Consider the following 21,028-nt stretch of genomic DNA (forward strand, 5'->3'; position numbering starts at 1 on the left):
ATGGGAGCGCTCCCAACGTACCGACTCCCCCGCCGGAATGCGAGAGTGGAGGCATGCGGATCCTGCTGAAACTCGAACTCGACTGCACCGCGGATGCGGCGTGGCGCGCCCTGCACTCGCCGCGGGCGGTCACCGAACTGTACGGACCGCTCCTCGACATGGCGCCGATGGCCGCCTTGCTCCCGACCTCGTTCGAGCCGGGCGCCGACGTCCCGGTCGAGATCCGCGCCCTCGGCCTCCTCCCCGTCGGTCAGCAGCTGATCCACGCGAGCGACCGCTACACCGAGGACGCGAACGGTCCGGTGCGAATCTTCCGCGACAGCGGCATCCCGCTCACCGGTCCCCTCGCGGCGCTCGACGTCTGGGACCACCAGATGGCGGTCAGCCCGCTGCCGGGCGATCCGTCGCGGACGCTGTGGCGCGATCGCCTCACGATCGGCGGGATCGCGGCGGTGCCGCTGTGGCCGATGCTGTGGGCGGCGTGGCAGTACCGCGGCATCCGTCTTCGCGCGCTCGCGCCGACGTGGTCGTACGACCCGCCGGCCGCCGAGGACGCCTGACCGACGGATGCCGCCCCTCCTAGCGACCCGGACAGGTCGCGCGGAGGGGCGACGGTCTCACTCCGCGAGCGCCTACTCCGACAGAGCCTCGACGGGCACCGTGCGGGTCGCGATCCGCGTCGGGGCGACGGCGGCGCCGAGGGTGAGGGCGGCGGTGGCGACGATCACGATCGCCACCGGCAGCAGCGGGATCGCGGGTGCGACGAACGTCGGCGACTGCCACAGCGGCGGCATCGCGACCGAGCCGAGCAGCGACTGCGCGGCGACCCAGCCGTAGAGGACGCCAAGGACGAGCCCGAACAGCAGCGCCGTGACCGTGACGTGCGCCGCCTCGATGAGGACCATCCGGCGGATCTGCGCCGAGGTGAGACCCAGCGCCCGCAGGAGCCCGAGCTCACGCTTGCGCTGCACGATGCCGATCGTGAGGAGGTTCACGAGGCCGACCGCCGCGATCACCGCACTGACGGCGACGAGAGACATCATGACCGTCGAGAAGGTGTCCATCATCTGGTTGAAGGCTGCGTCGGGTTCGCCGCCGCTCGAGGCGGTGACGAGGGACTTGGCCGACTCGGCCGCGACCGCGAACATCACGACGAGCGCGACGCCCATGACGACGCCGATGGCCATGCGGCTCGACCGCTCCGGGTACCGGACGGCGTTCTCGGCGGCCAGCCGCGCGGTGACCGACTTCCCGAAGAAGCGGCCGGTGGCCTTCAGCAGCGGCGGCATGATCGAGACCGCGCTCATCGAGACGGCGGTGAAGCTGCACAGCCCGCCGAAGAAGGCGACGAGCACGCCGATCGGGCTCAGCAGCCCGAGCAACAGTCCCCCGCCCAGCAGGACGGCGCCGATCACACCGAGGACGAGGGCGGCGACCTTGCGCCCACGATTCTCGGCGATCTCCTCCCGCGAGCGCTCGACCGATCCGCCGAGCGCCTGGAGCGGCGTGACGGTGAGCACCCGACGCGACCCGGACCAGGCCGCGATCCAGGTGGTGAGGGCGACGGCGACGGTCGGCACGAGAAGCGACGGCTGCACGGGCGACCAGGACGACGTCACCTCGAGGGCGCGGTTGAGGAACGGGACGGCGACGAGCATGAGGATCGTCGTCACGACGAGGCCGAGGACGGCGCCGATCGCGCCGACGATGAGACCCTGGCGGGCGACCTCGGTGCGCTGCGACCGGGCGGTCGCGCCGATCAGACGCAGGAGCGCGATCCGGCGGGTGCGGCCGGCGATGATCGTCGAGAAGGTGTTGGCGGTCACGATCGCGGCGACGTAGACGGCCACGGCGAGCAGGATGCCGCTGAGCAGCATCAGCACGAGGGTCATCGTGCCGGAGTCCCCGTACTCCGGGTTCGACCCAAGCGCGTTCGAGAGGTACCCGGTGGCCGAGAGCAGAACGACACCGAACGCGGTCGAGATGGCCGAGACGAGGATCGTGGCCCCCATCCCGCGTTCCCGCAACCAGGCGAGCCGAGAGGTCCGAGCGGGCTCCGGCACGGCGGTGACGGGGGCGGCCGGAGCGGCGAGCGCGGTCACGCGGTCACCTCCGCGCTGAGCATGTGGGCCGAGATCTGCTCGGCGCTCTGACGGGGCTTGTCGGCGACGATGCGGCCGTCGCCGAGGAAGAGCACGCGATCGGCGTACGACGCGGCGACCGGGTCGTGCGTGACCATGGCGATGGACTGACCGTGCTCGGTGCTCGCGGCGGCGAGCAGCGAGAGCACCTCGCGCCCGCTGCGGGAGTCGAGGTTGCCGGTCGGCTCGTCGGCGAAGACGAGGTCGGGCGCCGTCGCGAGGGCGCGGGCGATCGCGACGCGCTGCTGCTGCCCGCCCGAGAGCTGGTGGGGGCGGTGCCGCAGGCGCGGGCCGAGGCCCAGCGTCTCGACGAGTCCGTCGATGCGGGCGCGCTCCTGCGTGGTCGGCCGGCGACCGTCGAGGTCGAAGGGCAGCAGGATGTTGCCGATCGCATCGAGGGTCGGGACCAGGTTGAAGGACTGGAAGACGAAGCCCACCCGGCGGCGGCGCAGGATCGTCAGCTCGACGTCGGACAGGCCCGTGATGTCGGTGTCGCCGATCCAGACGCGGCCGGAGGCCGGGGCGTCGAGTCCCGCCATGATGTGCATGAGGGTGGACTTGCCCGAGCCCGACGGGCCCATGATCGCGGTGAACTCCCCGCGGCGGATGCCGACGGTCACGTCGTCGAGTGCGCGGACGATCGACTCGCCCCCGCCGTAGGTCTTGGTCAGGTGCTGGACGCGGGCGGCGAGGCCCAGGTCGGTGGTCGTGATCTCCATGTCTTCGACGCTACGGAGGAGGCCGCCCGCGCCGCGTCGGCCTGACGGTGCCTCCGCGTACATCGTGAGGATGATCCGGCATCCCCCGTCGCGACGGTGGGTCAGGCCAGGCCGTGCTCGAACGCGAAGACGACGAGCTGCACGCGGTCGCGCAGGCTCAACTTGGCGAGGATGCGGCTGACGTGCGTCTTCACGGTGGCCTCGGAGAGGAACTCGCGCGCGGCGATCTCGGCGTTGGACAGGCCCCGTGCCGCGAGCCCGAAGATCTCGCGCTCGCGCTCGGTGAGGGCGTCGAAGGCGGGCGGGATCGGACGGGTCGGCCCGCCGAGCGAGGCGAACAGGTCGCGGGTCGCCGACGCGGCGATGACCGACGACCCGGCGTGGACCGTGCGGATCGCCGCGAGCAGGAACTCGGGGTCGGCGTCCTTCAGCAGGAACCCGCTGGCGCCGCGCTGGATCGCCCGCGCGGCGGCCTCGTCGAGGTCGAACGTCGTGAGCATGACGACCCTGGGCGGATCGGGGTCGGCCAGCAGCGCCTCGGTCGCGGCGAGTCCGTCCATCACCGGCATCCGGATGTCCATCATCACGACGTCGGGCCGGGTCGCGCGGACGACCTCGATGGCCTGCGCGCCGTCGGAGGCCTCGCCGACGACCTCGAGGTCGGGCTGCGAGGCGACGACCATGCGGATGCCGGCGCGGAAGAGGGCCTGGTCGTCGACGAGGACGACGCGGATCGGGGTCATGCGGGGTCTCCAGTGGGGATCATGCGGCGGGCGCGCCGATCGGCAGCGATCCCGACACGAGGAAGGACGTTCCGGCGGGGGCGGCGTCCAGGCGGCCGCCGATCAGCTGCGCCCGCTCGCGCATGCCGATGAGCCCGTGACCGGGGGCGCGCTTCTCACCCGTCGACACGTCGCCGAGGTCGTTCCGCACCGACAGGTCGACGCGGTCCGGATGCCACGCGAGCGCGACGTCGACTCCGCCGTCGCCGCCGTGGCGGATCGCGTTGGTCAGGGCCTCCTGCAGGATCCGGTACACGGCGAGCTGCACCGAGGCGGGGACCTCGGCGGTGGGAGCGGGGTCGACGTCGACGCGCAGCGGCGTGCCCGCCGCCCGCACCTGCGCGTAGAGCTGCTCGAGGTCGGCGAGCGTCGGCTGCGGCCCCTCGGCCTGCGAGTGACGCATCTGCGTGAGCAGCAGGCGCACGTCCGACAGCGCAGCGCGCGCCGTTGACGAGATCGTGCCGAGGGCGTCGGACTGCGCCTTGGGATCGGATGCCGCGGCGTACCGGGCGCCGTCGGACTGCGCGATGATGACGGCCAGCGAGTGCGCGACGATGTCGTGCATGTCGCGGGCGATGCGGGTGCGCTCCTGCTCGGCCGCGGTCTCCTCCTCGGCCCGCGACTGCGCCGCGCGGTTCGCTCGGGCGCGGAGGGCGGTGCGGACGAGTGCGCCGGCGGTCCACGAGAGGCCGAGTGCGAAGAGGGCGGCGAGCAGGACGAAGATCAGGGTCGGGATGTCGGACAGCGAGCCCGTGCCGAGGAACGCCCAGCGGAAGAGGTAGGCCGTGATGGTCCCGGCGCCGAGCACGACGGAGGACAGACCCAACCAGAAGACGCGGCGCGACCCGTAGGCCGCCGTCGCGTACAGGACGGCGAAGATCGCGATGTCGGCGAAGCTCGGCCCCCGGTCCAGACCCATCTGCACGACGGCGCCGACCCAGGCGACGGCGAGCGCGAGACCCGGCGAGAATCGTCGCAGGCCGAGGGCGCCCGCCAGGAGGAAGACGACCGGGACCGCCGACCACCCGCCGATGGGTGACGACATCGTGCCGGTGTTCAGCTCGTACGGCAGCGCCACCAGCGCGAACAGCACCGCGACGGCCGCATCGACGGCGGCCTGGGAGGGGCGGAGCTTGCGGAACACTCCCCCGACGCTACGCGGTCGGCGGCGGCGCGGCATCCGCCCCGGGATGTATCCCGCGCTCAGCCGTCGGCGGCGGGAAGGTAGACCCGCAGACCGTCTGCGACCGCGCGCACCCGCATCCGGAATCCGTCGGCGCCGACCTCTTCGAGCTCGCCGTCGTGCACCCAGATGTCGGGCGCGCTGCCGGCGGCCACCTCGAGTTCGAAGTCCTCGTCGAGGATCCGTTCCAGATCGGATGCCGGGGGCATCACCCGCAGCGCGCGGAGGAGCTTGACGGTGTTCTTGCCGAAGGCGAGCGAGGCGACGGCCCGCAGCCGCGACCCGCGGGCGTGGTGGACGCGGACGTCGATGACGGCGTCGTGCAGGGTGGCCCGCTGCATCGTCGCGATGTGGTCGGGGTCGTTGCGCCCGACGCCCGCGAACACCGACCACACGCGGGCGCGCTTGCCGCCGCGGACGACGTCGACGGGGTGGGCGCCGTAAACCGCGCGCCAGGCGGCGACCGCGCCGCCCCACCACTTGCCGAGGCTCGTGCGGCGCTCGCGCTCGGCGAGGAACTCGGGATACGCCCCGAGCGAGACCGCGTTAAGGACCGTGATCGGATCGCCGCCGTCGACCGAGACCTCGGCGACCGCGACCGGACGCACGTGTCCCGCCGCGTAGGCATCGAGCCCGGCGTCGACGTCCTCGATCCCCGCCGAGCGCGCGAAGTGGTTGAACGTGCCGTTCGGCAGCACCAGGAGGGTGAGGTCGTGGCGGCGCGCGAGGTGCGCGGCGCGCGAGACCGACCCATCGCCGCCGAGGATCGCGAGGACCCGCGGCGGACTGTCGTCGGCCACGGCCGCCGCGACGACGTCGTCGAGGGTCTCGTCCTCACCCAGGCGGTGCACGGTGGCGCCCGGCATCCGTCGCTGCACGTCGGGGACGCGATCGGGTCGCCCGAGAGAGGCGCCCGAGCGGGCGTTGGCGACGACGAGGACCTCGAAACCGATCGGGGTGTCGCTCATGCCGCCACGGTAGGCGGCCTCGGGGTCCGTCGCCTCCCCTTGACACCCGCACGCGGTTCGCCGACGCGCACCGCCCGGCGCCGAATCACCGCCCCTGTGCCGAATCACCACCGAATTGGCGACATCGCGATGGTGATTCGGCAACCGAGTGGTGACTCGGCGGTGAGGGGCGGGGGCGGGTCAGGCCGGCGAGAGCGGACGGTGCTCGAAGAAGGTCTGCAGGACGACGGTCGTGCGGGTGCCCACCGAGGCGGCCGAGCGGATGTCGCGGATCAGCCGCTCGAGGTCGCGCGGGGTGGCCACGCGCACGAACAGCATGTACGCCGCGTCGCCGGCGATCGAGTGGCACGCCTCGATCTCATCGAGGTGCGCGATGAGCTCGGGGGCGTTGTCGGGCTGCCCGGGGTCGAGCGGGGTGATCTCGACGAACGCGGCGAGCGGCTTGCCCGCGACCTCGGGGTCGATGACGGCGCGGTACCCCGAGATGAGCCCGCGCGCTTCGAGCCGGCGCACGCGCGCCTGCGTCGCCGAGACCGAGAGCCCGGCGACCGCGGACAGCTCGTTGAGCGTCGCGCGCGCGTTGGCCGAGAGTGCGGCGATGATCGCGGTGTCGGCGGTGTCGGTCTCGTCTGCGGCCACGCTCCGACCGTACCGCAGGCGGGTTGCACACGAGATCCTTACGGCCTTACGCTGAAATGACCGGAAATCTTCCCGCAACAGCGCGAGGAAACCGTGAGGAACCGACAGGAGGTCCACCATGAGCACCGTCACCACTGCGCCGACGATCATCGGGATGCCCGAGGTCGTCGAGGACGCCCGCACGGCCGAGACCTCCACGGCCTGGGCGATGCTGCGGGATGCCGCGACCGCCCTGCAGGAACTGCAGACCACCGACGGCTCGGTGCCCGACGCCGCCGACCACGACGCCGCCCGCCGCCACGTCGAGGCGATCACCGCCGGCATCCGCTCGCTCTCCCCCGCCTTCCCGCACGACGCCGCCTACCTCGAAGTGAGCGTCGCGGACTTCGAGCGCTGGGTGTCGGAGGGGTTCGGGGTGCCCGACTTCCTCGACTCGCTCGTCGCCTTCCAGCCGCAGGAGCACCGCATCGACGGCCTGCGCCACCTCGTGGTCTTCCCGATGTACACGCAGAACGGCACCCGCGACCGCAAGGTCGAGGCCGTCCTCGTCGAGACGATCTGGCCCGAGTTCATCGCCGAGCTCGAGCAGACCTACACGAACCGCCTGTTCGTGTCGTTCCGCCTGCTCGACTTCACGCCCGGCTACGACACGAACTCGGCCGTACTCTTCCCCGAGACCGTCGCGATGCGCGAGATCCCGACCTTCACGTGGGGCGCGATCTTCCAGGACCGCGAGGCGGCCCGCTACCGCCGCGTCGTGCGCGCCGCCGCGGACATCACCCGGCTCGACCTGCCCGACGCCGCCGCGCGGCTGCTCGACGACCAGCGTCTCGCCGAGAAGACGTTCGTGATGTGGGACCTCATCCACGACCGCACGCACATGCGCGGCGATCTGCCGTTCGACCCGTTCATGATCAAGCAGCGGATGCCGTTCTTCCTGTACTCGCTCGAGGAGCTGCGCTGCGACCTCACCGCCTTCCGCGAGTGCGTCGCCATCGAGAAGGACCTGTCGGCGAAGGCCCAGCTGACGGATGCCGAGACCGAGATGCTCGAGCACGCCGGCCTCGTCCAGTTCGCCGTCATCTTCGACCGCATCTTCCGCTTCGCGATCACCGGCACGCGCGTGCGCAACTACGACGGGCTCGGCGGGCAACTGCTGTTCGCGTGGTTGCACCAGCGCGGCGTGCTGCACTGGACCGATACCTCGCTGGCGTTCGAATGGGACCGTGTCGCCGACGCCGTCATCGCCCTGAGCGACGCGATCGACCGGCTCTACTGGGAGTCGATCGACCGTCCGAAGGTCGCGCACTGGCTCGCCGCCTACGACCTCGTCCGCCAGACGGTCACCCCCCACCCCGCCTCGCAGTGGGCCCGCGGCCTGTCGGACGAGATCCTGGCCGGTCCCCCGAAGGGCTACACCGACGCCGTGATGGACGACGAGTTCCCGCTGTCGATGTTCTTCGAGGCCCTCGAGAAGAAGATGCGTCCCGTGATCGCGGGCGTGGCCGGCATCCGGGCCACCGACGCCTGATCCGCCGGCGGCCGGCTCCGGGGGGATGCCGGCCGCCGCGGGTCAGTGCACGCGTGCGCCTCACTCGCCCGCGACGCCGCCCGCCGCTTCGCGGGACGACGACGGGATGCCGGGGGCCGCGGCATCCGCTTCGGTCGTCTCGGGCGCCTCGCGGTACTCGGCGGAGAGCGTCCGGTAGGAGCGGGTGAGGAAGGCGGCGAGCGCCGCGGCCACCATGACGAGCCCGCCGATGAGGAAGATGAGCGCGATCCCGCGCATCTCGCCCTCGCCGAGCAGCCACGACCAGGTGCGCCGGCCCTCGTCGGTGCGCAGGGCGGGGATGATCCAGAACTCGGCGATCGGGGCGATCGCGAACGACGTGATCGGCCCGGTCGACACCTCGAGGGCCGTCGCGGCGCCGAACACCCGCCCCTGGCGCTCGAACGGCACGACCTTCTGGATGACGGTCTGCTCGGCGGACTCGATCACGGGGACGAGCGTCATGTACGCCCAGATGCCCAGGGCGTAGAGCCACCACCACTCCCGCAGGGTGAAGACCGCACCGAGCAGTCCCATCGCCGCGACCGCGAGCAGGAGCGTGCGGATCGGTTTCGTGCCGAGTCCCTTCGCGGCGACGATGCCGCCGCCGATGAGGAAGCCGGTCGCGGTCACCGCGAGGACGACGCCCCAGATCTTCACGTCGAAGAGTTCGAGACCGTAGGGGTCCATCAGCGCCATGTAGAGGCCGCCGATGAGGTTGTTGAAGGTGGAGAAGAGGATGAGCGCGAACAGCCCGGGGACGGCGCGGATGGCCGCCGCGGCACCTCGGATGTCGAGGATCTTGGAGCCCGGGTCGGGCGTCGGCGCGTCTTCGGGGATGCGCACGAACAACAGGTGGACGAGCGGGACCGCGGTGAAGGCGATCGCGACGGCGAGCGTGCCACCCATGCCGACGAAGCCGACAGCGAGACCCGACAGGGCGCTCGTCACGATGAACGCGATGCCCTGCACGGTGCCGACGAGACCGTTCGCGTTGGCATGGCGCTCGGTGGGGACCAGCAGCGTCACGGTCGTCGACAGGGCGATGTTGCGGAGGTTCTCGACCACCGCGCCGATGAGGATGATGCCCGAGAAGAGCCAGAACCAGGGGCCGCCGAGGTCGAGGATCGCGGACTCGGGCTGCGCGAGGTAGATCGCGCCGGCGGCGAGGAAGGCGGCGAGGGTGAAGACCCCGGAGAACACCATGACGGCGTGCTTGCGGAACCGGTCGACGAGGGTGCCGAAGACCATGCCGAAGATCGCGAGCAGCAGCATGTAGGCGCCGCCGATGATGCCCGTCGCGAGCACGGACTCTGTCTCGAGGTACACCCAGAAGGTCAGGGCGAACCACAGGAAGCTCGTCGTGACGTTCGCGACGGCCGTGTTCACCAGCACGTGCAGGAACGTGCGCACGCCGCCGGGCGGGACGGTGCGGGATGCCGGCGTCGCGTCGCTCATGCCGCGAGGGTATCGCCGGCCTCCGACACGGGAAAGAGCCTCCGCGCGACCTAGGCTGGAGGGGTGACGACGCTCCACGATCCGACGATCCGTTCCTTCGCCAGCGACAACTACTCAGGGGTGCACCCCGAGGTGCTGGCGGCCCTCGCCGCAGCGAACGACGGACATCAGATCGCCTACGGCGAGGACCTCTACACCGAGCGCCTGCAGCACGTCTTCGCCCGCCACTTCGGCGACGACGCGCAGGCGTTCCCCGTCTTCAACGGCACCGGGGCGAACGTCACCGGCCTGCAGTCGATGCTCCCGCGCTGGGGCGCCGTGGTCGCGGCATCCACCGCCCACATCAACGTCGACGAGGGCGGCGCTCCCGAGAAGGTCGCGGGCATCAAGATCCTGAACGTGCCCACCGACGACGGCAAGCTCACCCCCGAGCTCGTCGACCGCGAGGCGTGGGGCTGGGGCGACGAGCACCGCGCGCAGCCGCTCGTCGTCTCGATCACGCAGTCGACCGAGCTCGGCACCCTCTACACGCCCGACGAGATCCGGGCCCTCGCTGACCACGCGCACGCGCGCGGCATGCGACTGCACCTCGACGGCGCACGGCTCTCGAACGCGGCCGCCGCACTCGACCTGCCGATCCGCGCGTTCACGCTCGACGCGGGCGTCGACGTCGTCAGCGCCGGCGGCACGAAGAACGGCGCGCTCGCGGCCGAGGCGATCGTCGTGCTCGACCCCGCGGCATCCGCCGGGCTCCCCTTCCTGCGCAAGCTCAACATGCAGCTCTCGTCGAAGATGCGCTTCGTCTCGGCGCAGCTGATCGCGCTGTACGAGGACAACCTCTACCTGCGCAACGCCCGCCACGCCAACGCGATGGCCGCGCGCCTGCGCTCCGCCGTCGAGGCCGGGCTCACGGACGGGTCGATCGCCGGGGTGCGCTTCAGCCAGCCCACGCAGGCCAACGGCGTGTTCGCGATCCTGCCCGACGGCGTCGCCGACCGGCTGCGCGAGTCGTTCCGCTTCTACGACTGGGATGCCTCAAAGAACGAGGTGCGCTGGATGTGCTCGTTCGACACGACCGAGTCGGACGTCGACGCGTTCGTCGCCGAGCTCTCGCGCCTGACCCGCGGCTGAAGCTCAGCGCAGGGCGCCGACCGAGGCCAGCGCCTGCCGCACGAGCGTCGACCGGCCGCCCTCCATCTCGGCGGCGAGAGCGTCGGATGCCGCCTCCTCGGGCGACATCCACGTCACCTCGAGGGCGTCCTGACGCGGTTCGCACGTTCCCGTCACCGGCACGACGAAGGCGAGAGACACCGCGTGCTGCCGGTCGTCGTGGAACGCGCTGACGCCCGGGATCGGGAAGTACTCCGCGACCGTGAACGGCGCGGGCTGCGGCGGCAGCAGCGGGAAGGCCATCGGGCCGAGGTCGTTCTCGAGGTGACGGAACAGCGCGTCGCGCACCGTCTCGCCGTACCGCACACGGCCCGACACGATCGTGCGGGAGATCTCCCCCATCGGGGTCGCGCGCAGCAGGATGCCGACCTCGGTCACCGCTCCCATGCCGTCCAGGCGCACCGGCACCGCCTCGACGTAGAGCATCGGCAGACGCCGACGCGCCTCCGCGAGCTCGACGTCGCTCAACCAGGCCGGATTGCTCGCCGAGCCGGGACGCCCCATCGACGAGCCGAGCCCCCGCAGCGGATCGCGCACGGCCCCCTCGTCGTCGCGCTCGTTCGGGTCGGGGTCGGGAGTGCGGACGGCCATGCCTCCATGTATACCCGAGCGGATGCCGCGCCGCCCCGCGCGCGCCTCCCGCAGCCCGCACGGGTGTCGACGGCCTGGTGCAGGATGGACGCATGGCCGCCGCCTCACCGCTCGATCCCGATGTCGTCCTGTGGTCCGCGCCCGCCGAGGAGCGCGGCGACCGCCCGCTGCTCGTGCTGCTGCACGGGTACGGCTCGCACGAGGGCGACCTGTTCGGGCTCGTGCCGCACCTGCCCTCCGCGTTCGTCGTCGCCGCCGTGCGGGCCCCGCTCGCCCCCCGGTTCCCGATGCCCGGGTACTCGTGGTTCACGATCGATGGCGTCGAGAGCCGCGACCACGGCGAGGTGCTCGCCAGTGCCGAGGCGGTCTGGGACTGGGTCGACGAGGTGCGAGGGGACGCGGCATCCGTCGGCCTTCTGGGCTTCTCGCAGGGCGGGGTCATCGCACTGCAGATGCTGCGGATGCGGCCCCGCGACGCGGCGTTCGCGGTGAACCTCGCGGGCTACGCGTTCCCCGAGCCGCATCCCGGCGACGCCGAGCTCGCCGAGGTGCGCCCGCCGGTGTTCTGGGGGCGCGGCGCGCGCGACGAGGTCATCCCGCCGCGCTTCGTCGACCACACGGCGCAGTGGCTGCCGGGCCACGTCGAGCTCAGCGGACGCGTGTACCCGAACCTGGCGCACAGCGTCTCGGAGGAGGAGCTCGGCGACGTGCGGGTGTTCCTCGAGAAGCAGCTCGCGAAGCGCGCGGGCTGATCGGCCCCTGGCATCCGCTCGTCGTCGCGGCTACCATGGTCCGGTCCCTGTCCCGAGTGTGAGGAAGAGCCGTTGAAGGCAATCGACGCGATCGCGCTGTGATCCCGCGCTGACCCGTCGACCCTCCTCGAGGACGATTCCGACGGTCCGCCCGGTGATCGATTCACCGACCGGCGCGGACCGTCCCCCTTCGACCGCAGCACCTCGTGCTGCCCGGCTGCATCCAGCGCTGCACCCGGACCGTCGACGCCGGCGTCCGCGTACCCCGCTCACAGGGAGGCGCTCATGCCCACCACTCTCACCTCCGCGGTCACCCTCGACCGCGTCACCTACGCCTGGCCCGGCGGCACCGTCGCGCTGAGCGACGTGTCCGGCGCCTTCGGCGGCGGCCGCACCGGCCTCGTCGGGCGAAACGGCAGCGGCAAGTCGACACTGCTGAAACTCATCGCGGGGACCCTCGTCCCGGCATCCGGGTCCATCTCGACGGCCGGACGCGTGGACCTGCTGCCGCAGCAGCTCACGCTCGACACCGGACGCCGCGTCGCCGACGTGCTCGGGATCGCGCCGGTGCTCGACGCCGTCCGGGCGATCGAGCGCGGCGACGTCGACGAGCGGCACTTCGACACCGTCGGCGACGACTGGGACGTCGAAGCACGTGCGACGGCGGCCCTCGCCGAGGTCGGCCTGCCCGACGGGGCGCTCGACCGCCGTGTCGGCGAGCTGTCGGGCGGCGAGGCGGTGCTCGCCGCGCTCGTCGGCGTGCGGCTGCGCGGCGCCGAGATCGCGCTGCTGGACGAGCCGACGAACAACCTCGACCGCGACGCGCGGGCGCGGGTGCACGAACTCGTGCGCACGTGGCGCGGCACGCTGATCGTGGTCAGCCACGACGTCGCGCTGCTCGAGGAGCTCGACGACACCGCCGAACTCTACGAGCATGAGCTCTCGGTGTTCGGCGGCCCGTACTCCGCGTGGAAGGCGTGGCTCGACACCGAGCAGGCCGCGGCCGTGCAGGCCGAGACCGCCGCGCGGCAGCTGCTCCGGCGCGAGAAGCGCGACCGGCAGCAGGTCGAGTCGGCGATCGCCATGCGGAACGCGCACGGCAAGAAGCTCGCCGCGAAGAAGGCGGCGCCGAAGATCGTGCTGGGCGCCATGAAGCGCTCCGCCGAGGTCACCGCCGGCAAGCTGCGCGTCGAGGCGAACGAGAAGGTCGAGGCCGCCCGGGCCGCCGTCGACACCGCCGGCCGACGCGTGCGCGACGACGACACCGTGCACATCGACCTGCCCGACCCCGGCGTCGGCACCGGTCGGCGCATCGCGACGATCGGCGACGGCGAGCGCTCCTGGACCATCCAGGGGCCCGAGCGCGTGGCGCTCGTGGGGCCGAACGGCGCGGGCAAGACGACGCTGCTCGAACGGCTCGTCGCCTCGGCGGGGGCGGTCGGGATCCCCGGTCGGGCGCTTTCTGTGCCGAATGCAGGTTCAGCCGGCGGCGAAGGGGGCGAGACGGGGTCGGATGCAGCTTCGGCCCTGCACTCGGCACATCACGACGTCACCGCCGAGGCGCACACCGACCGGATCGGATACCTGTCGCAGCGGGTCGACGGGCTCGACGAGGCCGCGTCGGTGCTGGTGAACGTCCGCGCCGGGGCGCCCGGCGTCGGCGACGCCGAGCTGCGGAACCGGCTTGCCCGGTTCCTCATCCGCGGCGACACGGTGCTGCGGCCGGTGTCGGCGCTGTCGGGCGGCGAACGGTTCCGCGTCGCACTCGCCCGGCTGCTGCTCGCCGACCCGGCGCCGCAGCTCCTGGTGTTGGACGAGCCGACGAACAACCTCGACCTCGACACGGTCGACCAGCTCGTCGACGCCGTCGCGGCGTATCGGGGCGCCGTGCTCGTGGTCAGCCACGACGACGTGTTCCTCGAGCGGATCGGTCCCGACCTCACGCTGGAACTGCGGGACGGCCGGATGACGGAGCTCTGACGCGCGGGCCGGGGCGCAAGCCCCGGCCCGATGTCGGTGGTCCGCGTGATGATAGGAGCATGGCGGACGTGCTCGAGCGCTTCAGTCCTGCGACGCAGGACTGGTTCCGCGGCGCCTTCCACGCCCCGACCGCGGCGCAGGCCGGCGCCTGGCAGGCGATCTCGGCGGGCAAGCACGCCCTCGTCGTCGCGCCCACCGGCTCGGGCAAGACGCTGTCGGCATTCCTGTGGGCCCTCGACCGCATCTTCCGCGACCGTGTCGCCGAGGCGCCGAGGCAAGACGCGAAGCCGACGAAGAAGCGAGCGGATGCCGCTTCCCCCCGTACACGCGTCCTCTACGTCTCCCCACTCAAAGCGCTCGGCGTCGACGTCGAGCGCAACCTCCGTTCCCCGCTGGTAGGCATCGGCCAGTCGGCCCGGCGGCTGGGGATGCCGGCGCCCGACGTCACGGTCGGCGTCCGATCCGGCGACACGCCCTCCGCCGACCGGCGCCGCCTGCTCGCGGATCCGCCGGACATCCTCATCACGACGCCCGAGTCGCTGTACCTCATGCTGACCTCGCAGGCGGCCGAGACGCTGCGCGGCATCCACACCGTCATCGTGGACGAGGTCCACGCCGTGGCCGCGACGAAGCGCGGCGCCCACCTCGCCGTCAGTCTCGAGCGGCTCGACGCCCTGCTCGACACCCCGGCGCAGCGCATCGGACTGTCGGCGACGGTGCGTCCGATCGACGAGGTCGCCCGGTTCCTCGGCGGCGCGGCTCCGGTGGACATCGTCGCGCCGAAGGCGAGCAAGGCCTTCGACCTCTCGGTGGTCGTCCCGATCGACGACCTCACGAACCCGCCCCCGCCGCCGGGTGCGCCCGAGGAGGAGGCGCCCGTCGCGACCGATGACGACGATGACGGCGACGATGACGGCGACGGCGGCAACTGGTACACGCCGCCGCAGTCGTCCGAGATGACGGGGTCGGTCTGGCCGCACGTCGAAGAGGCGATCGTCGACCGCATCCTCGCGCACCGCTCGACGATCGTGTTCTCGAACTCGCGCCGGCTCGCCGAACGGCTGACCGGCCGACTGAACGAGATCTACGCCGAGCGCGTCGGCATCGACGTGCCCGACCAGACCGTGCCCGCGGCAATGAGGGTCCCGGGAGCAGAGGCTCCGGGCGTCGCGAATGCGACGTCTGGAGGAGCGGTCAGGGCGGCGCAGGCGGGGGCCTCGACCGGCGTCGAGGCGATCCTCGCGAAAGCGCACCACGGCTCGGTGTCGAAGGAGCAGCGCGCGCAGGTCGAGGACGAGCTGAAGTCGGGCGCGCTGCGCTGCGTCGTCGCGACGAGCAGCCTCGAGCTCGGCATCGACATGGGCGCCGTCGACCTCGTCATCCAGGTCGAGGCGCCGCCCTCGGCGGCCTCCGGTCTGCAGCGCGTCGGGCGCGCGGGCCACCAGGTCGGCGAGGTCAGCCGAGCCGCGCTCTTTCCCAAGCACCGCGGCGACGTCCTGCACACCGCGGTCGTCACCGAGCGGATGCTGGCGGGCCAGATCGAGGCGATCTCGGTGCCGCAGAACCCGCTCGACATCCTCGCCCAGCAGACGATCGCCGCCTCCGCCGTGGCCGTCCTCGACGTCGAGGGGTGGTTCGAGACGGTCAAGCGGTCGGCCCCGTTCCGTTCGCTGCCGCGCTCGGCGTACGAGGCGACGCTCGACCTGCTCGCAGGGCGCTATCCGTCCGACGCGTTCGCCGAACTGCGCCCCCGCGTCGTGTGGGATCGGGATGCCGGCACCATCACCGGGCGGCCCGGTGCGCAGCGCATCGCGGTCACCAGCGGCGGCACGATCCCCGACCGGGGGCTGTTCGGCGTCTTCATCTCGGGCGAGGCCCGCAACGCCCGCGTCGGCGAGCTCGACGAGGAGATGGTCTACGAATCGCGCGTCGGCGACGTCTTCACCCTCGGCACGACGAGCTGGCGCATCGTCGAGATCACCCACGACCGCGTCAACGTCCTGCCCGCGTACGGGCAGCCGGGCAAGCTGCCGTTCTGGCACGGCGACGGCCTCGGCCGCCCCGCCGAGCTCGGCGAAGCGCTCGGCAAGTTCTCGCGCGAGCTGTCGACGGCGAAGCCCGAGAAGGCGACCGAGCGGCTGCGCGAGTCCGGCCTCGACGACAACGCGATCGGCAACCTGCTCGCCTACATCGGCGAGCAGCGCGAGGCCACGGGCAGCCTGCCGACCGACAAGACACTGACCGTCGAGCGGTCGCGCGACGAGGTCGGCGACTGGCGCGTCATCCTCCATTCCCCGTACGGCATGCACGTGCACGCCCCGTGGGCGCTGGCCGTGAACGCGCGCATCCGCGAGCGTCTCGGCGTCGAGGGCGCCGCCGTCGCCAGCGACGACGGGATCATCGCGCGCGTGCCCGACACCGATGCCGAGCCGCCGGGCGCAGAGCTCTTCGTCTTCGACGCCGACGAGCTCGAGCAGCTCGTGACCTCCGAGGTCGGCGGCTCCGCGCTGTTCGCCTCGCGCTTCCGCGAGTGCGCCGCCCGTGCCCTCCTCCTGCCGCGCCTCAACCCGAACAAGCGATCGCCGCTCTGGCAGCAGCGGCAGCGCTCCGCGCAACTGCTCGAGGTCGCGAAGGAGCATCCGACCTTCCCGATCATCCTCGAGACCCTGCGCGAGGTGCTGCAGGACGTCTACGACCTGCCCGCCCTTCTCCGCATCGCGCGGAGCATCGCGGACCGCCGCATCCGTCTCGTCGAGACGACGACCAGCTCGCCGTCGCCGTACGCGCGCGACCTGCTCTTCGGATATGTCGGGGCGTTCATGTACGAGGGCGACTCGCCCCTCGCCGAGCGTCGCGCCGCCGCGCTCTCGGTCGATCCGGCGCTGCTGAGCGAGCTGCTCGGCAAGATCGAGATGCGCGAGCTGCTCGACCCGGGGGTCATCGAGCAGTACGAGCGCGAACTGCAGCGGCTCGACCCGACGCGGCGGGTCCGCGGCGTCGAGGGTGTCGCCGACCTGCTGCGTCTGCTCGGTCCGCTCTCGGCCGCCGAGGTCGCCGAGCGGCTCGAGGGAGCGTCCGTCGATCCCGACGCGCCGGCGCCGGCCGCGACCGAAGCGGACGCCGCCGCGCTCCTCGACGAGCTCGTCGAGGCACGCCGGGCGATCCGCGTCACGTTCGGCGGCGTCGCACGCGTCGCGGGCATCGAGGACGCGGGCCGCCTGCGCGACGCCCTCGGGGCGGCGCTGCCCGTCGGCATCCCGACCGCCTTCCTCGAACCCGTCGCCGATCCGCTCGCCGACCTCGTCGCCCGCTACGCGCGCACGCACGGCCCGTTCCGCACCTCCGACGTCGCGACCCGCCTCGGCGTCGGCGGTGCGGTCGCGCGCCAGACGCTGCAGCGAGTCGAGGCGCAGGGGCGCCTGGCGAGCGGATTCTTCCTGCCCGCCGACTCCGCGCACACCGACGACCTGGAATGGTGCGACAGCGAGGTGCTGCGCCGGATCCGGATGCGGTCGCTCGCCGCGATCCGCGGCAGCGTCGAACCCGTCGCCCCCGACGCGCTCGGCCGCTTCCTGCCGGTCTGGCAGCATCTGACGCGTCCGCTCGAGGGGGTCGACGGGGTGCTCGCCGTCGTCGAGCAGCTGGCGGGTGTCCCGCTGCCGGCGAGCGCGTGGGAGTCCCTCATCCTCCCCTCGCGCGTCCGCGACTATTCGCCCGCACTGCTCGACGAGCTCACCGCGACCGGCGAGGTGCTGTGGTCGGGTCACGGCTCGCTGCCCGGTCGGGACGGCTGGATCGCCCTGCACCCCGCGGATGCGGCATCCCTCACCCTGCAGACGCCCGACGACGAGCCCACGCCGTTCGAGCAGTCGATCCTCGACGCGCTCAGCGCGGGCGGCGCGTACTTCGCGGGCCAGCTCGCCGGCATGGTCGAGGCGCCGAACGAGCAGTCCGTCATCGACGCGCTGTGGAACCTGACCTGGTCGGGGCGGGTGACCAACGACACGTTCGCCCCGGTCCGGGGGCTGCTCGGCGGCGGGTCGCAGGCTCACCGCGTGAGCCGGCGCACACCGCGCAGCCGCATGTTCCGCGGCACGCCGATCGCGGCCGCCGCACGTCCCGCACCGCAGCGTCCCGCGATGGTGGGCGGGCGGTGGTCGCTGCTGCCGACGCCCGACACCGACGCGACGCTGCGGGCGACGGCGACGGCCGGTCTGCTGCTCGAGCGCTACGGCGTCGTCACGCGCGGCTCGGTGCAGTCCGAGGGCGTGCCCGGCGGGTTCGCGCAGGTCTACCGGATCCTCGCCGGATTCGAGGATGCCGGGCACTGCCGCCGCGGCTACTTCGTCGAGAAGCTGGGCGCCGCCCAGTTCGCGACGTCCGCCACCGTCGACCGGTTGCGCGAGTTCGCGTCGGTGCCCGAGCCCGCGCCGCTCACCGCGCGGACGCTCGCCGCGACCGACCCGGCGAACCCCTACGGTGCGGCGCTCACCTGGCCCGCGCTCGAGGGTGTGAACCACCGGCCCGGGCGCAAGGCGGGCGGGCTCGTCGTGCTCGTGGACGGCGCCCTCGTGCTGTACCTCGAGCGCGGCGGGCGCACGGCGCTGGCCTTCACCGACGACGAGGAGATCCTCGCCGCCGCCGCCCGCAGCCTCGTCGACACCGCCCGCGCGCGGAAGCTCGACACCCTCACGATCGAGCAGGTCAGCGGCGCGTTCGTCTACACGACCGCTGCGGGCCGCGCCCTGCGCGACGCCGGGTTCGTCGAATCGCCGAAGGGCCTCACGCTGCGGCGCGGGGCTCGCGAGCCGCAGCGAGCGTAGGGAGGCCGCATGCCCGAGGGCGACACCGTCTTCCGCGCCGCGCGGAAGCTGCACGAGGCACTCGCCGGCCACGAGGTGACCCGTTTCGAGGTGCGGGTGCCGCGCAGCGCGACCGTCGACCTGCGCGGCGAGACCGTGCGCGAGGTCGTCCCCCGCGGCAAGCACCTGCTCATGCGCATCGGCACACAGACCCTGCACTCGCACCTCAAGATGGAGGGCCGCTGGCACGTCTACCGGCCCGGGCAGAAGTGGCGCGCGCCCGCGTTCCAGGCGCGGGCGATCGTCGGCACGAGACCCGCGGATGCCGTCGGTTTCGAGCTCGCCATGGTCGAGGTCCTGCCGACCGCCGACGAGGGCCGCGTCGTCGGACACCTGGGGCCGGATCCCCTGTCCGCCGACTGGGATGCCGCCGAGGCGGTGCGCCGGGTCGCCGCCGACGAGCGGGCGATCCACGTCACGCTGCTCGATCAGCGGAACGTGGCCGGGTTCGGCAACGAGTACGCCAATGAGCTGCTGTTCGTGCGCGGCATCCGTCCCACCGCCCTCGCCCGCGACGTCGACGTGGCGGGTCTCATCGACACCGGGGTGCGGATGATCCGCGCGAACCGCGACCGGCAAGGGCGGACCTTCACGGGCGACAACCGACCCGGCAAGCAGACGTGGGTCTACGGACGCGGCGGCAAGCCGTGCCGCCGGTGCGGCACGCTCATCCAGGGGTCCGAGCTCGGGGCGCGCGCCACGAGCGAGCGGATCGTCTTCTGGTGTCCCGTCTGCCAGCCGTGACAGAGGCTCACTCCTCGGGCGGCAGCCCCTCGATGCGGTAGCGGCGTTCGATGCCCGCCGTCGCGCGGCCCCACTCGCTCTCCGCCGTGCGACGCTGGTGGGCGCGGAACGCCTGCGCGTCGGCCCAGAGCTCCTCCACCGACCACGCGCGCCCCCCGCCGAGCGGGGTGATCTCGAACAGCAGGCATCCGGGCTCGGCCCGCGTGCGCTCGATGTGCGCGTCGACGTGGCGACGCACGGCATCCGCTTCTTCCTGCGTGTGGCAGATCATGCGGCCCGACAGACGGACGCCTCCGATGTCGACCATCAGTGACCGATGTACCGGCCGGGCCGGTGGTTGAGGGCGAGCACGAGATTCAGCACGACGGCCCCCGCAGCGCTGAGCAGGACGTTCGGCCACGGGACCACGAGGAGGGCGAGCAGGATGACGAGGACATCGAAGACCATCATGGTCCACCCGACGCGGATGCCGGTCGCATCCTGGACGATCAACGCCACGACGTTGACCCCGCCGAGGCTGGCGCCGTGGCGGAAGACGATGAGTAGCCCGATGCCGGCGAGGAGGTTCCCGGCGACGGTGCCGAAGATCGGGTCGATGCGCTCGACGACGAAGAAGTGCTCGATGAGCACCGAGAACCCCGAGACGGCGCCGATGCAGACCAGGGTGCGGAGCGCGAAGTCCCAGCCGCGCTTCCAGACGGCGAGGACGCCGAAGGGCAGGTTGACCACCGCGAACAAGGCCCAGAAGGGCCACGAGACCGCGTAGTTGAGAAGCAGGGAGAGCCCGGCGGTTCCGCCGGTGACCGCGGTGCTGAGGTGCAGCAGGAACAGGCCGAGCGAGACGGTGAAAGTGCCCGTCGCCAACCCCACGACGTCGTCGAGCCATGAATGCGGGGCGGCCTTCTGCTCGAACACGAGCGACGGACCGGTCTCGGGGGCGTCGGCGTCGATCGGATCTGCGGGCACGGTCACCGAATCAGGTTACCCAGCGGAGGTCAACCCCATGATTTCGGTGCTGTCGGGGGAATGAAATGCCTTGTGGGACGTTGTATCCGTCGAGGAGGACCCGTGGGCAAGAACTACATCGACATCGAGAACGACCGAGGCGAGACGCTGCGCTACCGCAAGCACACCAACGGACGTGGCTTGATCGCGAACGGCGCCAAGGTGCACCCGAGCGCGGTCGTCGAAGCGGGCGCCTACGTCGAACCGGGAGCGCAGATCGCGGCCGGGGCGCGGATCGGACGCGGCGTCTGGATCGAACCCGATGCCATGATCGGCCCGAACGCCGAGATCGCGCCGCACGCGCACATCGGCCCGGGCGCCGTGATCGGCGCGGGCGCGAAGATCGGCGTGCGCTGCTTCGTCGGGGCGGGCGCCCGTGTGGCGAACGAGTCGCTGATCGGCGACGACGAGAGCATCGGCGACGGCGAGCGTGTCGCGACCGACCGTCGCGGGCTGCGACTGGCGGCCTGACCTGATCGGACGAC

The 21,028-nt window shown here is 72.3% G+C and carries 18 protein-coding genes; 8 read left to right on the forward strand and 10 right to left on the reverse strand.

Annotation, left to right across the window (positions count from 1 at the left end):
* Positions 1–53 precede the first annotated feature (53 nt).
* Entirely contained in the window at positions 54–560 is a 507-nt protein-coding gene (locus tag ACPEH0_RS06765) for a hypothetical protein (protein WP_366213706.1), read from the forward strand.
* Positions 561–632: 72 nt separating this feature from the next.
* Here the strand turns inward: ACPEH0_RS06765 and ACPEH0_RS06770 are convergent, their stop codons facing one another.
* From ACPEH0_RS06770 to ACPEH0_RS06795, 6 genes are all read right to left on the reverse strand, one after another.
* On the reverse strand, positions 633–2,102 hold the full coding sequence (locus tag ACPEH0_RS06770) for an ABC transporter permease (protein WP_366213705.1): 1,470 nt from the start codon (positions 2,100–2,102) through the stop codon (positions 633–635).
* Complete coding sequence (locus ACPEH0_RS06775; RefSeq protein ID WP_217529498.1) at positions 2,099–2,860, reverse strand: ABC transporter ATP-binding protein; 762 nt, start codon at positions 2,858–2,860, stop codon at positions 2,099–2,101. Before ACPEH0_RS06775 ends, ACPEH0_RS06770 begins: the two co-directional genes overlap by 4 nt.
* Before the next feature lie 101 nt (positions 2,861–2,961).
* Positions 2,962–3,603 carry a response regulator transcription factor gene (locus ACPEH0_RS06780; RefSeq protein ID WP_366213704.1) on the reverse strand — a complete coding sequence of 214 codons (642 nt, stop codon included), beginning with the start codon at positions 3,601–3,603 and terminating at the stop codon, positions 2,962–2,964.
* Positions 3,604–3,622: 19 nt separating this feature from the next.
* On the reverse strand, positions 3,623–4,786 hold the full coding sequence (locus ACPEH0_RS06785; RefSeq protein WP_366213703.1) for a sensor histidine kinase: 1,164 nt from the start codon (positions 4,784–4,786) through the stop codon (positions 3,623–3,625).
* Between the two features lie 59 nt (positions 4,787–4,845).
* Complete coding sequence (locus tag ACPEH0_RS06790) at positions 4,846–5,793, reverse strand: diacylglycerol/lipid kinase family protein (protein WP_366213702.1); 948 nt, start codon at positions 5,791–5,793, stop codon at positions 4,846–4,848.
* 180 nt (positions 5,794–5,973) lie between these two features.
* Complete coding sequence (locus ACPEH0_RS06795; protein WP_217529504.1) at positions 5,974–6,432, reverse strand: Lrp/AsnC family transcriptional regulator; 459 nt, start codon at positions 6,430–6,432, stop codon at positions 5,974–5,976.
* 118 nt (positions 6,433–6,550) lie between these two features.
* Here ACPEH0_RS06795 and ACPEH0_RS06800 point away from each other — a divergent pair, with 118 nt between their 5' ends.
* Complete coding sequence (locus tag ACPEH0_RS06800) at positions 6,551–7,963, forward strand: DUF6421 family protein (protein ID WP_366213701.1); 1,413 nt, start codon at positions 6,551–6,553, stop codon at positions 7,961–7,963.
* A 60-nt stretch (positions 7,964–8,023) separates the two neighbouring features.
* Here ACPEH0_RS06800 and ACPEH0_RS06805 read toward each other — a convergent pair whose 3' ends face one another.
* The gene (locus ACPEH0_RS06805) at positions 8,024–9,439 is read right to left on the reverse strand and encodes an MFS transporter (RefSeq protein ID WP_366213700.1); all 1,416 of its coding nucleotides are present in this window, start codon (positions 9,437–9,439) and stop codon (positions 8,024–8,026) included.
* Positions 9,440–9,502: 63 nt separating this feature from the next.
* Here ACPEH0_RS06805 and ACPEH0_RS06810 point away from each other — a divergent pair, with 63 nt between their 5' ends.
* Positions 9,503–10,570 (forward strand): threonine aldolase family protein, encoded by a 1,068-nt coding sequence (locus tag ACPEH0_RS06810; protein ID WP_366213699.1) that lies wholly within the window; start codon positions 9,503–9,505, stop codon positions 10,568–10,570.
* Positions 10,571–10,573: 3 nt separating this feature from the next.
* Here ACPEH0_RS06810 and ACPEH0_RS06815 read toward each other — a convergent pair whose 3' ends face one another.
* Positions 10,574–11,200 carry an NUDIX hydrolase family protein gene (locus ACPEH0_RS06815; RefSeq protein WP_423719431.1) on the reverse strand — a complete coding sequence of 209 codons (627 nt, stop codon included), beginning with the start codon at positions 11,198–11,200 and terminating at the stop codon, positions 10,574–10,576.
* A gap of 92 nt (positions 11,201–11,292) precedes the next feature.
* On the opposite strand from ACPEH0_RS06815, the gene ACPEH0_RS06820 reads away from it, so the two are divergent.
* The 4 genes from ACPEH0_RS06820 to ACPEH0_RS06835 all read left to right on the forward strand — a co-directional run bounded on the left by ACPEH0_RS06820 (position 11,293) and on the right by ACPEH0_RS06835 (position 19,538).
* Positions 11,293–11,952 carry an alpha/beta hydrolase gene (locus ACPEH0_RS06820; RefSeq protein ID WP_359920230.1) on the forward strand — a complete coding sequence of 220 codons (660 nt, stop codon included), beginning with the start codon at positions 11,293–11,295 and terminating at the stop codon, positions 11,950–11,952.
* A 285-nt stretch (positions 11,953–12,237) separates the two neighbouring features.
* On the forward strand, positions 12,238–13,932 hold the full coding sequence (locus ACPEH0_RS06825) for an ABC-F family ATP-binding cassette domain-containing protein (protein WP_366213698.1): 1,695 nt from the start codon (positions 12,238–12,240) through the stop codon (positions 13,930–13,932).
* Between the two features lie 59 nt (positions 13,933–13,991).
* Positions 13,992–18,755, forward strand: a complete 4,764-nt coding sequence (locus tag ACPEH0_RS06830) for an ATP-dependent helicase (RefSeq protein WP_366213697.1) — start codon at positions 13,992–13,994, stop codon at positions 18,753–18,755.
* 9 nt (positions 18,756–18,764) lie between these two features.
* On the forward strand, positions 18,765–19,538 hold the full coding sequence (locus tag ACPEH0_RS06835; RefSeq protein WP_366213696.1) for a DNA-formamidopyrimidine glycosylase family protein: 774 nt from the start codon (positions 18,765–18,767) through the stop codon (positions 19,536–19,538).
* 7 nt (positions 19,539–19,545) lie between these two features.
* Here the strand turns inward: ACPEH0_RS06835 and ACPEH0_RS06840 are convergent, their stop codons facing one another.
* Both ACPEH0_RS06840 and ACPEH0_RS06845 read right to left on the reverse strand, forming a co-directional pair.
* Entirely contained in the window at positions 19,546–19,845 is a 300-nt protein-coding gene (locus tag ACPEH0_RS06840; RefSeq protein WP_366213695.1) for a putative quinol monooxygenase, read from the reverse strand.
* On the reverse strand, positions 19,845–20,510 hold the full coding sequence (locus ACPEH0_RS06845) for a YitT family protein (RefSeq protein ID WP_366213693.1): 666 nt from the start codon (positions 20,508–20,510) through the stop codon (positions 19,845–19,847). The genes ACPEH0_RS06840 and ACPEH0_RS06845 overlap by 1 nt, the downstream gene beginning before the upstream one ends.
* Positions 20,511–20,606: 96 nt before the next feature.
* On the opposite strand from ACPEH0_RS06845, the gene ACPEH0_RS06850 reads away from it, so the two are divergent.
* Positions 20,607–21,014: a transferase gene (locus ACPEH0_RS06850; RefSeq protein ID WP_217529530.1), complete on the forward strand. Its 408-nt coding sequence runs from the start codon at positions 20,607–20,609 to the stop codon at positions 21,012–21,014.
* Positions 21,015–21,028 lie beyond the last annotated feature (14 nt).

The sequence above is a fragment of the Microbacterium sp. NPDC079356 genome (genome assembly GCF_049545465.1).
GTDB classification, from domain to species: Bacteria; Actinomycetota; Actinomycetes; order Actinomycetales; family Microbacteriaceae; genus Microbacterium; species Microbacterium gawkjiense.

What these genes read in the sequence shown, in the direction of transcription:
- ACPEH0_RS06775 (WP_217529498.1), bottom strand. Translation starts at nt 2,860, where the DNA reads ATGGAGATCACGACCACCGACCTGGGCCTCGCCGCCCGCGTCCAGCAC.
- ACPEH0_RS06780 (WP_366213704.1), bottom strand. Translation starts at nt 3,603, where the DNA reads ATGACCCCGATCCGCGTCGTCCTCGTCGACGACCAGGCCCTCTTCCGC.
- ACPEH0_RS06830 (WP_366213697.1), top strand. Translation starts at nt 13,992, where the DNA reads ATGGCGGACGTGCTCGAGCGCTTCAGTCCTGCGACGCAGGACTGGTTC.
- ACPEH0_RS06815 (WP_423719431.1), bottom strand. Translation starts at nt 11,200, where the DNA reads ATGGCCGTCCGCACTCCCGACCCCGACCCGAACGAGCGCGACGACGAG.
- ACPEH0_RS06800 (WP_366213701.1), top strand. Translation starts at nt 6,551, where the DNA reads ATGAGCACCGTCACCACTGCGCCGACGATCATCGGGATGCCCGAGGTC.
- ACPEH0_RS06820 (WP_359920230.1), top strand. Translation starts at nt 11,293, where the DNA reads ATGGCCGCCGCCTCACCGCTCGATCCCGATGTCGTCCTGTGGTCCGCG.
- ACPEH0_RS06790 (WP_366213702.1), bottom strand. Translation starts at nt 5,793, where the DNA reads ATGAGCGACACCCCGATCGGTTTCGAGGTCCTCGTCGTCGCCAACGCC.
- ACPEH0_RS06765 (WP_366213706.1), top strand. Translation starts at nt 54, where the DNA reads ATGCGGATCCTGCTGAAACTCGAACTCGACTGCACCGCGGATGCGGCG.
- ACPEH0_RS06835 (WP_366213696.1), top strand. Translation starts at nt 18,765, where the DNA reads ATGCCCGAGGGCGACACCGTCTTCCGCGCCGCGCGGAAGCTGCACGAG.
- ACPEH0_RS06840 (WP_366213695.1), bottom strand. Translation starts at nt 19,845, where the DNA reads ATGGTCGACATCGGAGGCGTCCGTCTGTCGGGCCGCATGATCTGCCAC.
- ACPEH0_RS06825 (WP_366213698.1), top strand. Translation starts at nt 12,238, where the DNA reads ATGCCCACCACTCTCACCTCCGCGGTCACCCTCGACCGCGTCACCTAC.
- ACPEH0_RS06805 (WP_366213700.1), bottom strand. Translation starts at nt 9,439, where the DNA reads ATGAGCGACGCGACGCCGGCATCCCGCACCGTCCCGCCCGGCGGCGTG.